At 54.0% G+C, this 12,290-nt stretch carries 13 protein-coding genes and 2 pseudogenes; 8 read left to right on the plus strand and 7 right to left on the minus strand.

What is annotated here, in order from left to right; genetic code table 11:
• Positions 1-3: 3 nt before the first annotated feature.
• The 3 genes and pseudogenes from yihS to yihU all read right to left on the minus strand — a co-directional run bounded on the left by yihS (position 4) and on the right by yihU (position 3,054).
• A complete protein-coding gene (gene yihS / locus ACLJRU_RS19780) occupies positions 4-1,245 on the minus strand; it encodes a sulfoquinovose isomerase (RefSeq protein ID WP_000870942.1) in 1,242 nt (413 codons plus the stop codon).
• Positions 1,246-1,260: 15 nt separating this feature from the next.
• Positions 1,261-2,136, minus strand: a complete 876-nt coding sequence (gene yihT, locus ACLJRU_RS19785; RefSeq protein WP_001541221.1) for a sulfofructosephosphate aldolase — start codon at positions 2,134-2,136, stop codon at positions 1,261-1,263.
• Positions 2,137-2,158: 22 nt separating this feature from the next.
• Positions 2,159-3,054, minus strand: a pseudogene (gene yihU, locus ACLJRU_RS19790) (sulfolactaldehyde 3-reductase).
• Between the two features lie 164 nt (positions 3,055-3,218).
• Between yihU and ACLJRU_RS19795 the strand changes: the two are divergent.
• From ACLJRU_RS19795 to fabY, 6 genes are all read left to right on the plus strand, one after another.
• A complete protein-coding gene (locus ACLJRU_RS19795) occupies positions 3,219-4,115 on the plus strand; it encodes a sugar kinase (RefSeq protein ID WP_001520529.1) in 897 nt (298 codons plus the stop codon).
• A gap of 33 nt (positions 4,116-4,148) precedes the next feature.
• A complete protein-coding gene (locus tag ACLJRU_RS19800; protein ID WP_000059694.1) occupies positions 4,149-4,952 on the plus strand; it encodes a DeoR/GlpR family DNA-binding transcription regulator in 804 nt (267 codons plus the stop codon).
• Positions 4,953-5,142: 190 nt separating this feature from the next.
• Entirely contained in the window at positions 5,143-5,742 is a 600-nt protein-coding gene (yihX, locus tag ACLJRU_RS19805; protein WP_000965695.1) for a glucose-1-phosphatase, read from the plus strand.
• Complete coding sequence (locus ACLJRU_RS19810; protein ID WP_023235429.1) at positions 5,736-6,608, plus strand: virulence factor BrkB family protein; 873 nt, start codon at positions 5,736-5,738, stop codon at positions 6,606-6,608. The genes yihX and ACLJRU_RS19810 overlap by 7 nt, the downstream gene beginning before the upstream one ends.
• Complete coding sequence (gene dtd, locus ACLJRU_RS19815) at positions 6,605-7,042, plus strand: D-aminoacyl-tRNA deacylase (RefSeq protein WP_000560969.1); 438 nt, start codon at positions 6,605-6,607, stop codon at positions 7,040-7,042. Before ACLJRU_RS19810 ends, dtd begins: the two co-directional genes overlap by 4 nt.
• Positions 7,043-7,086: 44 nt before the next feature.
• Positions 7,087-8,028: a fatty acid biosynthesis protein FabY gene (gene fabY, locus ACLJRU_RS19820; RefSeq protein WP_001518251.1), complete on the plus strand. Its 942-nt coding sequence runs from the start codon at positions 7,087-7,089 to the stop codon at positions 8,026-8,028.
• Between the two features lie 13 nt (positions 8,029-8,041).
• Here the strand turns inward: fabY and ACLJRU_RS19825 are convergent.
• Positions 8,042-8,957, minus strand: a pseudogene (locus ACLJRU_RS19825) (alpha/beta hydrolase).
• Positions 8,958-9,174: 217 nt separating this feature from the next.
• Between ACLJRU_RS19825 and ACLJRU_RS19830 the strand changes: the two are divergent.
• Both ACLJRU_RS19830 and ACLJRU_RS19835 read left to right on the plus strand, forming a co-directional pair.
• A complete protein-coding gene (locus ACLJRU_RS19830) occupies positions 9,175-9,486 on the plus strand; it encodes a cytotoxic translational repressor of toxin-antitoxin stability system (protein ID WP_001159630.1) in 312 nt (103 codons plus the stop codon).
• Positions 9,487-9,777, plus strand: coding sequence for a helix-turn-helix domain-containing protein (locus tag ACLJRU_RS19835; RefSeq protein ID WP_000362050.1), 291 nt, complete (start codon positions 9,487-9,489; stop codon positions 9,775-9,777).
• Positions 9,778-9,823: 46 nt separating this feature from the next.
• On the opposite strand, the gene fdhE is transcribed toward ACLJRU_RS19835, so the two are convergent.
• From fdhE to fdxH, 3 genes are read right to left on the minus strand one after another with little or no spacing between them, the layout of a single operon-like run.
• Positions 9,824-10,753 (minus strand): formate dehydrogenase accessory protein FdhE, encoded by a 930-nt coding sequence (gene fdhE, locus ACLJRU_RS19840; protein ID WP_001541226.1) that lies wholly within the window; start codon positions 10,751-10,753, stop codon positions 9,824-9,826.
• Positions 10,750-11,385 (minus strand): formate dehydrogenase cytochrome b556 subunit, encoded by a 636-nt coding sequence (fdoI, locus tag ACLJRU_RS19845; RefSeq protein WP_000829025.1) that lies wholly within the window; start codon positions 11,383-11,385, stop codon positions 10,750-10,752. The genes fdhE and fdoI overlap by 4 nt, the downstream gene beginning before the upstream one ends.
• Positions 11,382-12,284, minus strand: a complete 903-nt coding sequence (gene fdxH, locus ACLJRU_RS19850) for a formate dehydrogenase subunit beta (RefSeq protein WP_001541228.1) — start codon at positions 12,282-12,284, stop codon at positions 11,382-11,384. Before fdxH ends, fdoI begins: the two co-directional genes overlap by 4 nt.
• Positions 12,285-12,290 lie beyond the last annotated feature (6 nt).

Genomic DNA, 12,290 nt, shown 5'->3' on the forward strand with positions numbered 1-12,290 from the left:
GACCTATTTCGCGTTGATATCCAGGAGACCCGCCGCGACCGCTGGAGCCAGGCCCGGCGCCAGTGGCAGACGAGGAATGACCAGACAGTGCAGCAGATGGTAAATATCTTGCTTGCCGTCCCACACTTTGGTGGTCACTTTGTTATCGGCGTCCAGCTCTTGCCACCAGGAACCATTTTCATAGTCCATCAGGTACTTAATGCAGTAGTCCCACCATTTCTGATACCACTCTTCATACTGGCTATCGCCCGTCAGGGTGTAGAGGGCGTAGGCCGTACCCATCGCTTCCACAATCGGCCAGCGCACGCGTTCACGTACGATAGGTTTACCGTCCCAGTCGACTGAGTAGACAAAGCCGTCTGCGCCATCTGGCGCCCAGGCGTCGCGGATAGTGGCATGGAACAGACCTTTCGCGTCTTCCAGCAGCCAGGCGGGTGGCGTTTCGAAGCGGGCCTCCAGCGCAGCATGGAGATGGAGCATCAGACGGCCCCACTCAATCCAGTGACCTGGCGTACCGCCGTAGGCGCGGAAACGGTGGGCAGGATTATCTTTGTTGTAGTCGCGGATAGGGTTCCACTGTGAATCGAAGTGTTCATTGACGCGGTAATCACCGTTGCGCGCCACATCATGAATAATTACCGACGCGATACGTAGCGCGCGATCCAGCCATTTTTTGTCATGGGTAACGTCATAAACAATCAGGAACGCTTCGACGGCGTGCATATTGGCGTTGCCGCCACGGTAGTCTTCGGTTTTGCTAAAGGCTTCGTCCCAGGACTCCAGGCACATCTGTTCTTCTTCACTCCAGAAGTATTTCTCAATCACTTCTATGGTGTAATCCAGCAATTTCCTGGCTTCAGGATGCCCGGTCGTGACGGCGCTGGCCGCGCCCAGCAGGGCGAAGAAGTGTTGATAACCCTGCTTAGAGGCATCCACCACGCCCTGATCGTTAACGCAGGCATACCAGCCGCCGTATTTTTTATCGCGCAGCGCGCCGTTCATGGCTTTGATGCCGTGATCGACCAGATCATAAGCGCCCGGTCGGCCCATCGACGCCGCCACGGAATAAACGTGCAGCATACGCGCCGTGATCCAAAGATGGGTGCCCATCTCTTCTTTAATTTGCCCTTTATTTCCCAGCCAGCCGAAGCCTGTCGGCACCACGGCGTTTTTACCGAAATTAAAGATGCGGTCGGTTTCCTGCTCCAGCCAGCGGTTGTGGCTCAACGTGTTAAACCATTTCATTCTTTCATCCTCGTATTAACGACGTTTTGCCATCATTTCATCGACGATCTCGCCCAGACGTTGCAATTTAGGCGCGGAAACATCACGTAGCATCAGCTCGGTATCCGGTAAACCAATCACTGATGACCAGACCGCGCGTCCCGCCAGGAACCCGGATGCGCCAGCTTCCATGGCGACCCTGACCGCGCGAGGGAACAGTTTTTCGTCCACACCGGAAGAGAGGATGACCCACGGCATATTGATATGCCCATTCAGGCGTTGTGAGGCGGTAAGAAGATCGGAACGCGCGCCTTTGCCGTAGAGCGGCATTTCAACTTTGTAAAGATCGGCGCCGCTGTCGCCCAGCTCTTTGGCCGCATCGATAATCGCCTGCTCGCGATCGAACTTGTCGCCGCAGCGCGGCGGACGTACAACCGGTTCGATAATGCTCAGCAAACCATTGGAGTGACATAATTCATTGAATTCTTTGATCATATCCAGACGCTGCTGCGCGTCTTCGTCGCTGCGCCACAGCACCAACAGTTTTAAGGCTTTCGCGCCATCCCGTTTTACCGCCTGCGCATTAATTTTTTTATCAATGACCACGTTATCAACGGGAATACCGTTGCCCGGGATGAAATCATCCGCCGCGACGATCATGGCGCAGCTTTTAGCGACCGCGTTTTGTTCTACGGCCTGGCGATAACAGAACTGCTGATCCAGCAGAACGGCAGAGGCATACGGGGAAAGAATTTTCGCCGCATTCACTTTGAAATCCGTCAGCACGCTATCGGCAACGGGTGTTTTCGCACCAGCAGCAAACATTAAACGCATCGCCTCGCGCTGATCGACAGCCAGCATGGCAAACCCGCCGGACGCTCGCGTAATGTCTTTGATGGTGTAGTTGTTCATTCAATTTTCCTTTATACAGTCGTTACTTTTTTACGTTGGCGGTCAGCCCGGCGCTGATGCGCACCTGTTCCAGGATGGCGCCCAGTCTTCCCGACTGCGGCCTGCGGCCCGCGCCAGGTTATAAACTTCACGGGAGGCGGCGCCGAGCGGCATCGGTACGTGCAGTTGATTGGCGACATCCAACGCGATGCCAAGATCTTTGTGCGCCAGATCGATCATGAAGGCGGGAGACAGATCCCCTTTCATCACTTTATTCGGCCAGGTGGTGGTGAAATGCCCTTTGCCTGCGGCAGTGCCGCTCATCACTTTTAAAGCCACGTCGAAGGAAAGCCCCAGCGCTTCACACAGCACGGCGGCTTCGGCGGAGAGCGCATTTAGCGCAATACTCATGTAGTTGTTGATCAGTTTTACGCGAATACCCATTCCCGGGCCGCCGGTGTTGACCAGCTCATTACCCATCGCCATCAGAACAGGGGTAGCGCGCTCTACTTGCTCCGCCGTACCGCCTGCCAGCAGCAACAATGTGCCGGTAATCGCGTTGTCGGATGTCCGGCCTACCGGCACATCCATCATGCTGAACCCTTTGCTCTGCATGTCGGCAATCAGCTTATCGGTTTGCAACGGATGAATAGTGGACATATCAATGACCAGCGCTTCACGGGAAAGGGTTTCACAAACGCCTTGCTCGCCAAACAAAACGGAACGAACCAGATCGCCGTTCGGGAGCATGGTGATAACAAATTCAGCGCCGATGGTTGCCTGAGCCGGGCTGCTTGCAGGTTGCGCGCCTTTGTCTACCAGACGCTGTACGGCGTCGGGATTAACATCGAAGACGCTGAGTTGATGGCCCTGCTTTAGCAGATTGCTCGCCATAGGAGAGCCCATCTGTCCCAACCCGATAAATGCTATAACTGCCATATCGTTCTCCTGAACACGGTGGTGTCATTTTTTGTCATTAATGAGCCTTTTTCTGTCTATTTGTGATCGTATTTGTAATTTATAGTCAAAAAATTGACAGCCGTCACTTTTTAAACATTTCGTGAAATTAAAATGAGCACATCGAAAATGCTTGAGGAATGACCATGGTTCGTATTGCTTGTGTAGGTATTACCGTGATGGATCGCATCTATTACGTGGAAGGATTACCGACAGAAGGGGGTAAATATGTGGCGAAGCGCTATACGGAAGTGGGCGGCGGGCCTGCGGCGACCGCTGCCGTGGCTGCGGCGAAATTGGGCGCGCAGGTGGACTTTATTGGCCGTGTGGGCGATGACGACACCGGAAACAGCCTGCTGGCGGAACTGGAATCCCTGGGGGTAAATACGCGCTATACCCGCCGCTACACGCAGGCCATGTCGTCGCAGTCAGCGATTATGGTGGATGCCAAAGGAGAGCGGATTATCGTTAATTATCCCAGCCCGGATTTATTACCTGACGCCGACTGGCTTAACGACATCGATTTTTCGCAGTGGGATGTGGTGTTGGCGGATGTGCGCTGGCATGACGGCGCAAAACAGGCGTTTACGCTGGCGCGTCAGGCTGGCGTCATGACTGTTCTTGATGGCGATATTACGCCGCAGGATATTAGCGAGCTGGTGGCGTTAAGCGACCACGCCGCCTTCTCCGAGCCAGGGCTGGCACGCCTGACGGGGATGAGCGAAGCCATTGATGCGCTAAAAAAAGCACAAATGCTCACAAATGGACATGTCTATGTCACGCGAGGCAGTGAAGGCTGCAACTGGTTGGAAAAAGCGGCGGTACGCCACCAACCGGGTTTTACCGTGGAGGTAGTGGATACTACCGGCGCGGGCGATGTTTTTCATGGCGCACTGGCATTTGGCCTGGCAAGCGGATACGCCATCGAAGAGGCTGTCAGATTCGCCAGCGGCGTTGCCGCGCTGAAGTGTACGCGCCCGGGTGGCCGGGCGGGTATCCCTGATTGTGAGCAAACCCGATCTTTCTTGTCACTTTTTGTATAATATGAGCAGTAGGAAGCTTTTAGAGGAATGCTCATGAGTCTTACCGAACTGACCGGTAATCCGCGACACGATCGGCTGTTAATGCTAATTGATGAGCGCGGCTATATGAATATCGATGAGTTAGCCAGTTTGTTGGAGGTCTCTACCCAGACGGTTCGCCGCGATATTCGTAAATTAAGCGAGCAGGGGCTGATTACGCGTCATCACGGCGGCGCTGGCAGAGCGTCCAGTGTGGTCAATACCGCCTTTGAGCAGCGAGAGGTCTCCTGGACGCAAGAGAAAAAAGCCATTGCGGAAGCCGTGGCTGACTATATTCCGGATGGCTCCACGATATTTATCACGATTGGAACGACGGTTGAGCAGGTGGCGCGCGCGCTGCTCAACCATAATCATCTGCGCATTATCACCAATAGCCTGCGCGTCGCGCACATTCTTTATAATAACCCTCGTTTTGAAGTGATGGTGCCTGGCGGCACGCTGCGCCCGCATAATAGCGGCATTATCGGGCCATCCGCGGCGGCGTTTGTGGCGGGGTTCCGGGCGGACTATCTCGTCACCAGCGTAGGCGCGATAGAGAGCGATGGCGCGTTACTGGAGTTTGATGTCAACGAAGCCAGCGTAGTGAAAACCATGATGTCCCACTCGCGACATATTTTGCTGGCCGCCGATCATACGAAATACCATGCTTCTGCGGCGGTTGAGATCGGCAATGTGTCACAGATTACCGCTCTGTTTACGGACGAGTATCCAGGTCCGGCATTACAGAATTTACTTCAATCCCAGCAAATCGAAGTGGTTCAGGTGAGTCCTTCGCTGGACGACGCCGTTTCAGCGTGACAAGCGCCCTTGCGCCGGATGGTCGCGTCAGCGCTTTATCCGGCCAATAAAACGGCGCTGTGATGCAGGCGATATTGAACATCGTCTGCGTTTCTATTGTCTTTTTGTTAATTGATTTATAAAGGGATACATAGTCAAACTTCTCCTTTCCCGCTACAGTTATTCATCCCCGGTTAGCAAGGAGAATGACATGCTCTACATCTTTGATTTAGGTAATGTGATTGTCGACATCGACTTTAACCGCGTATTAGGTGTGTGGAGCGACCTGAGTCGAGTACCGCTGGCTTCGCTGAAGCAAAAATTTACGATGGGCGAGACTTTTCACCAACATGAACGCGGTGAGATAACGGACGAAGCGTTTGCTGAAGCTTTCTGTCATGAAATGGCGTTATCGCTCAGTTATGAACAATTTGCACACGGCTGGCAGGCGGTATTTGTCGGGTTACGGCCCGAAGTGATTGCTATCATGCATAAACTGCGCGAGCAGGGGCATCGCGTGGTGGTGCTATCCAATACTAACCGACTGCATACCCACTTCTGGCCGGAGGAATACCCGGAGGTGCGCGCTGCCGCCGACCATATCTATTTATCGCAGGACTTGGGAATGCGTAAGCCGGAAGCGCGTATTTATCAGCACGTCCTGCAGAAAGAAGGTTTTTCCGCTGCCGATGCGGTCTTTTTCGACGACAATGCCGATAATATAGAAGGGGCCAACCAGCTGGGGATCACCAGCATTCTGGTGAAGGATAAAGCCACCATCCCTGACTACTTCGCGAAGCTGTTATGCTAAAAACCGTTCACCAAAAAGCTGGACGCCATACGCGCCCTGTTCGGGCCTGGCTCAAGCTATTATGGCAGCGTATCGATGAGGATAATATGACGACTCTGGCGGGAAATCTCGCCTATGTCTCATTACTCTCCTTAGTACCGCTTATTGCCGTCGTTTTTGCCCTTTTCGCTGCTTTTCCGATGTTTTCTGATGTCAGCATTCAGTTACGCCATTTTATTTTTGCTAACTTTATGCCAGCCACCGGAGACGTGATTCAGCGCTATATTGAGCAGTTTGTCGCTAACTCCAACAAAATGACGGCGGTAGGCGCCTGTGGACTGATTGTGACGGCATTGCTGTTGATGTACGCCATTGATAGCGCCTTAAACACTATCTGGCGCAGCAAACGCACACGGCCAAAAGTGTACTCTTTTGAGGTGTACTGGATGATCCTCACGCTCGGCCCGCTTCTCGCCGGTGCCAGTCTGGCGATCAGCTCCTATCTGCTTTCTTTACGCTGGGCCAGCGATCTGAATACGGTCATCGACAATGTATTGCGCATCCTTCCGCTGCTGCTCTCGTGGATCTCATTCTGGTTACTTTACAGTATTGTCCCAACAACTCGCGTACCGAACCGTGACGCCCTTGTCGGCGCGTTTGTCGCAGCGTTGCTGTTCGAGGCCGGGAAGAAAGGTTTCGCGCTTTATATCACCATGTTCCCGTCATATCAGCTCATTTATGGCGTACTGGCAGTGATCCCTATCCTGTTTGTCTGGGTATACTGGACCTGGTGTATAGTCTTGCTTGGCGCAGAAATAACTGTCACTCTCGGGGAATACCGAAAACTCAAACAAGCCGCAGAACAAGAAGAAGCTGACCAACCATGATTGCATTAATTCAACGCGTAACCCGTGCCAGCGTCACCGTGGAGGATGAGGTGACGGGTGAAATCGGCCCAGGACTTTTGGTGTTATTGGGTGTCGAAAAAGAAGATGACGAACAAAAAGCGAATCGTCTGTGCGAGCGCGTGCTGGGATACCGTATCTTCAGCGATGCTGACGGCAAGATGAATCTGAATGTACAACAGGCTGGCGGCAGCGTGCTGGTGGTGTCGCAGTTTACGCTGGCGGCAGATACCGAGCGCGGTATGCGACCAAGCTTTTCCGGCGGGGCTGCGCCGGATCGCGCGCAGGCGCTTTATGAATATTTTGTCGAACGCTGCCGCCAGCAGGCGATAAACACGCAAACCGGACGCTTCGCTGCCGATATGCAGGTTGAGCTGGTTAATGACGGTCCCGTGACATTCTGGCTCCAGGTATGAGTCAGCTTCCGGCGTGGCCGCGGATAACAAGAGAGAGTACGGCTATGTATCACCTTCGAGTTCCGCAAACAGAAGAAGAATTAGAACGTTACTACCAGTTTCGCTGGGAGATGCTGCGTAAACCGCTGCACCAGCCGAAAGGGTCGGAACGGGATGGCTGGGATGCGTTGGCGCATCATCAAATGGTGGTGGACGAAGAAGGAAACTTAGTTGCAGTGGGCCGCCTGTATATCAATGCAGATAACGAGGCGTCTATTCGTTTTATGGCTGTACATCCCTCGGTACAGGATAAAGGGCTGGGGACATTAATGGCGATGACCCTGGAGTCTGTTGCCCGCCAGGAAGGCGTTAAGCGCGTCACCTGCAGCGCGCGCGAAGATGCGGTTGAGTTCTTTGCCAAACTCGGATTTGTCAATCAGGGGGAGATTACTACGCCCACAACCACGCCAATCCGCCATTTTCTGATGATTAAACCGGTAGCATCGCTGGATGATATCCTGCATCGCGGTGACTGGTGCGGGCAGCTTCAGCAGGCCTGGTATGAGCACATTCCATTGAGCGAAAAGATGGGGGTGCGCATTCAGCAGTACACCGGGCAAAAATTTATTACCACGATGCCGGAAACCGGTAATCAAAATCCGCATCACACGGTGTTTGCCGGCAGCCTGTTCTCCCTGGCGACGCTGACCGGATGGGGACTTATCTGGCTGATGCTCCGTGAACGCCACCTGGGCGGGACGATTATTCTTGCTGACGCCCATATTCGCTACAGTAAACCGATTAGCGGAAAGCCAAACGCCGTGGCTGATTTGGGCTCGCTAAGCGGTGATTTGGACAGGCTGGCGCGGGGTAAAAAAGCGCGTGTCCAGTTGCAGGTTGAACTGTTGGGCGGCGAGACCGCCGGGGCAATTTTCGAAGGCATTTATATCGTACTACCCGCGAAACCGTTCGGCCCGTATGAAGAAGGCGGGAATGAGGAGGAGTAGTGTGAGCCCGCGCTTATTCACGAGTGGCCGCGCGCCAGGCCACGTCGCGTATTGTGTCCCGCGCCGTCTTGCTCACGCCGCCCAATTGGAAAAATCCGTGGATAACGCCGAGATAACGCTGGCAAGTACACGCCACGCCCTGGTCGTTCAGACGATGATATAGCGCTTCGCCTTCATCACGCAGTGGGTCGAACTCTGCGGTGAGGATATGCACCGGCGGTAAACCGGCAAAATCTTCACGCCATATCGGACTAGGCTTCCGGGTGACGGAGGTCGGTACCGTGGAGATACATTTCGAAGCCCGATAGCAGCGTATCGCGGGTGATGATGTAGTCTTGCCCGTTGCTGGCATAGCTGGGGAAACTGGCAGTAGCGTCAAGCATCGGGTAGATCAGCAGCAGCTTCGCCGGAGACCATTGGGCGGTGGATTTCAGGCGTAGCGCGCTGACCAATGCCAAATGCCCGCCAGCGCTGTCGCCAGCAAGCGTGATACGTTCACGATCGATGCCTAACTGCTCCGCGTATTGATGGACGATATTGGCCCCGCGTTCAGCGTCGTCATGAGCCGCAGGGAAGGTGTGCTCTGGCGCAAGACGATACTGAATGGCAATCACCCTACAGCCGCTTTTCCAGGCCAGTTGCCGTAGCTGGGGGTCATGAGTCAGAAAGCCGCCGCTAACAAAACAGCCGCCGTGATAGTAGAGGATACAGGGTAGCGAACCGGATGCGTTTAGCGGCGAAACGACGCGAAATGTCATCCCTTCCAGCACGATATCTTCCGATTTTACGCGAATCTCTTTCTCGCCCGCCAGCGACGTGCTGGCAATATAGCCCGCCCTCCGGTCATCAATATTCTGTTCGCGAGAAGAGGGGCGTCCCGCGGCGATAAACCCAGCGACCAGTTCGGCAATTCCTTTTTCCAGTGGCATATAACGCTCCTTTGACTGTATGTATGTACAGTTTATAACCTGGTTCGTTGGGGATGGAAAGTGGTGAAACGAGGGGATGATGATTCTGGATAGAGGTTCGCAAAAAATGGAATGCGGTTGGCGCTGGGTTTTTAATTTTTGTACTGTGAAATGATGATGCTATACGCCATTGACGTATAGATTATTTTCACTACTATAAGCCAATGGCGTATGGAATATGCAATTTATAGAAACGGAACTCTTTACTGAAGATGTTAAAAAACTGCTCGATGATGATGAATACCATAAGCTTCAGGTTTTTATGGCTCAGCATCCAGATTGTGGTGATGTCATTCAGGAAACGGGCGGCCTGAGAAAAATGCGCTGGGGAGCGCGAGGCAAAGGAAAGCGTAGTGGCGTGCGAATTATCTATTTTCACCGTAGTCAACGGTATGAGATTCGCTTGCTTCTGATTTATCAAAAAGGCATTAAAGATGATCTCACGCCGCAGGAAAAAGCGGTGCTTCGTATGCTGAATGAGAGGTGGTAGATGGATAAAGTGTTATTTGAGCGATTAACTCAAAGTATGTCTCAAATGAATGAAATCATTGAAGGGACCCGTGAGCCTTCTCGTACCTTTCATATTGATGCAATGAAGATTAAAGAAATACGGCAGGCATCTGGGTTGTCGCAATCTAAGTTTGCAGAACTGATTTCGGTCAACGTGGATACGCTGCGCAACTGGGAGCAAGGAAGACGTTCACCAACAGGGCCAGCCAAAGCGTTACTTCGCGCCATTGCCAACGACCCGAGAAACGTTATACAAGCATTGCGTTATTGAGCAATGATCCGGCTAACGTAGATTGCTAGCCGGTATACCAGAGAACTTATTCCCCTTCCCCCGGGAACAGGAACGGGTTGATGGAACTGCGGGCGAAGCCCTCCTGTTCCATGCGCGCGTCCAGCACCAGCGAGGCGAGGTCGTCGGCCACTGCTTCCACTTTCGGGTCTTTTTCCTGATAGAGAATCTTCAGGTAAGTCCCGCAATCGCCGCAGCTTTCGGCTTTCACCGCAGCCTGCTCATTTTCCAGCGACCAGTAGTGTAAGTCGCGGCTCTGTTCGCAGTTACTGCATTTTACGCGCACGACGTGCCATTCGGTTTCGCACAGGTTACAGTGCAGATAACGCAGCCCCTGCGTGGTGCTGATTTGCACCATGCTGGAGACCGGCATCGAACCGCACACCGGGCAATACTGGCGCGCTTCACCGTATTCCGCGCGGGCTTTGCCTGGAATCAAGCTGGCCATTTGCGCCCAGTAAAGGGAGAGCGCGGCCCAGATAAACGGGGCTTTATCGCTGCTGACGGAGGCAAAATCCGAGGCAAACAGCGCGCTGGCCATCTGCTCCAGCTCCTGCTCTGAGGCTTTCTCCAGGTTCTCAATCACCGCCAGCGCGGGGCCGCTCATCTCGGGTTTTAGCTCGGCAATTAACGAATGCAGCAGTTTTTGCCAGTGCTTATCACGCGGCAGCACGTGGATATCCAGCGGCGGCTTGCCCTGGTCGTTCGCTTCTTTAATGCGTGCGGTCAGATCCATCTCCAGCGGATGGTCGTACAGCACCACTTCCTGCGCGTGCGCGATAAGCGCGGCAAAGCGCAGGTAATCGCCCAGCGGGTTATTTTCAGCCAGCTCGCGCAGACGTTCGGCGCGGCGGTTGTAGACGTTTTTGAGTCGGGGGAACAATAACGGCGGAATCATATCCGCCGTACGTTTCTCGCTCGACCCCAGCTCATCTTGCGGGATTATGCGAATACTCATTCAGTTTCTTTTTCCGTTGTCTTGCGGACTTCTCGGTACCAGCGCGGGTGATGTTTCTTCGCCCACGACCGGGTTACCCAGCCTTCCACCATCGCGGTAATGGTGCCTTTCACCCAAAGGGCGGCGTAGATATGCACCATGATAACCACAATTAACGCTACTGCGGCAAAAGAATGCAACATTAACGCGAATCGGATCACCGGGATTGAGAAAGCAGGCGCAAAGTACGGACGCCAGATAATTACCCCGCTTACCAGCAGCAGCACCAGGAAGATAATCGCCGCCCAGAATACGCATTTCTGACCGAAGTTATAACGCCCGGTGTCACCCACTTCCTCGTTGACGACGATCTTACGAATATTCTTCGCCCAAAAGATATCATCCCGATTGATTAGATTGTGGTGCCAATAACGGAAAAACATGATGATGAACGAGGCAAACATAACCACGCCCACAAACGGGTGCAGAATTCGCGCCAGTTGTGGGGTGCCCAGGATATGCATCAACCAGTTGAAGGATGGGAATAAAAAGCCCAGCCCACTCACCGCCGCCAGCACGAAGCAGAAGGCGACGATCCAGTGGTTGATGCGTTCCGGCGCCGTATAGCGCACGATGGTGTCACGTCGTTTCATTTGCGCACCTCGTCTTTCTCTTCATGCAGGTTGTCATCTTCCTCTTCCGCGCGGCTCGGGCCGACGCCGACATAGTGGAAGACGCTGGCGGCAAAGGTCGCGGCAAAACCGAACGCGGCGAGCGGTTTCCAGACGCCTTTCCAGAACTTAACGGTTTCGCTGATTTCCGGGTTCTCCGGCAGACCGTGATACAGATTCGGCTTGTCGGCATGATGCAGCACGTACATGACATGCGTACCGCCTACGCCCGCCGGATCGTACAGACCCGCGTTGTCATAACCACGGGTTTTTAGTTCCGCCACCCGCTCGCCCGCCAGCGTTTTCATATCCTCTTTCGAGCCAAAATGAATGGCGCCGGTTGGACAGGTCTTCACGCAGGCCGGTTCCTGGCCGACCACCACACGGTCAACGCACAGCGTACATTTATAGACGCGGTTGTCTTCCGGGTTGAGGCGCGGCACGTTGAACGGGCAGCCAGCGATACAGTAGCCGCAGCCGATACACTGCTCGGACTGGAAGTCGACAATACCGTTAGCGTACTGAATGATCGCCCCTTCCGCCGGACAGGCCTTCAGGCAGCCTGGATCGGCGCAGTGCATACAGCCATCCTTACGGATCAGCCACTCCAGTTTGTCGTTCTGTTCCACTTCCGAGAAGCGCATCACCGTCCAGGATTTCGCGGTTAAGTCCGCCGGGTTGTCATACACCCCGACGTTATTGCCCACTTCATCACGGATGTCGTTCCACTCGGAGCACGCCACCTGACACGCTTTACAGCCGATACAGGTGGTGACGTCGATGAGTTTCGCCACCTCTTCCTGGTGGTCCCGCGCCTGGGGCGCGGGGGTGAAACCGTTAGTGGCGGAACGACGAATGATGTCTTGCGATTGATAAGCCATAGGTCG

The sequence above is a fragment of the Salmonella sp. SAL00653 genome (assembly GCF_046552515.1).
GTDB classification, from domain to species: Bacteria; Pseudomonadota; Gammaproteobacteria; order Enterobacterales; family Enterobacteriaceae; genus Salmonella; species Salmonella enterica.

Bases quoted from the DNA above. Each gene is read 5' to 3' on its own strand.
- fdhE (WP_001541226.1), bottom strand. From the start codon at position 10,753: ATGAGTATTCGCATAATCCCGCAAGATGAGCTGGGGTCGAGCGAGAAA.
- ACLJRU_RS19830 (WP_001159630.1), top strand. From the start codon at position 9,175: ATGCAATTTATAGAAACGGAACTCTTTACTGAAGATGTTAAAAAACTG.
- ACLJRU_RS19810 (WP_023235429.1), top strand. From the start codon at position 5,736: ATGCTAAAAACCGTTCACCAAAAAGCTGGACGCCATACGCGCCCTGTT.
- yihX (WP_000965695.1), top strand. From the start codon at position 5,143: ATGCTCTACATCTTTGATTTAGGTAATGTGATTGTCGACATCGACTTT.
- fdoI (WP_000829025.1), bottom strand. From the start codon at position 11,385: ATGAAACGACGTGACACCATCGTGCGCTATACGGCGCCGGAACGCATC.
- yihT (WP_001541221.1), bottom strand. From the start codon at position 2,136: ATGAACAACTACACCATCAAAGACATTACGCGAGCGTCCGGCGGGTTT.
- fdxH (WP_001541228.1), bottom strand. From the start codon at position 12,284: ATGGCTTATCAATCGCAAGACATCATTCGTCGTTCCGCCACTAACGGT.
- ACLJRU_RS19835 (WP_000362050.1), top strand. From the start codon at position 9,487: ATGGATAAAGTGTTATTTGAGCGATTAACTCAAAGTATGTCTCAAATG.
- ACLJRU_RS19800 (WP_000059694.1), top strand. From the start codon at position 4,149: ATGAGTCTTACCGAACTGACCGGTAATCCGCGACACGATCGGCTGTTA.
- fabY (WP_001518251.1), top strand. From the start codon at position 7,087: ATGTATCACCTTCGAGTTCCGCAAACAGAAGAAGAATTAGAACGTTAC.
- dtd (WP_000560969.1), top strand. From the start codon at position 6,605: ATGATTGCATTAATTCAACGCGTAACCCGTGCCAGCGTCACCGTGGAG.
- ACLJRU_RS19795 (WP_001520529.1), top strand. From the start codon at position 3,219: ATGGTTCGTATTGCTTGTGTAGGTATTACCGTGATGGATCGCATCTAT.
- yihS (WP_000870942.1), bottom strand. From the start codon at position 1,245: ATGAAATGGTTTAACACGTTGAGCCACAACCGCTGGCTGGAGCAGGAA.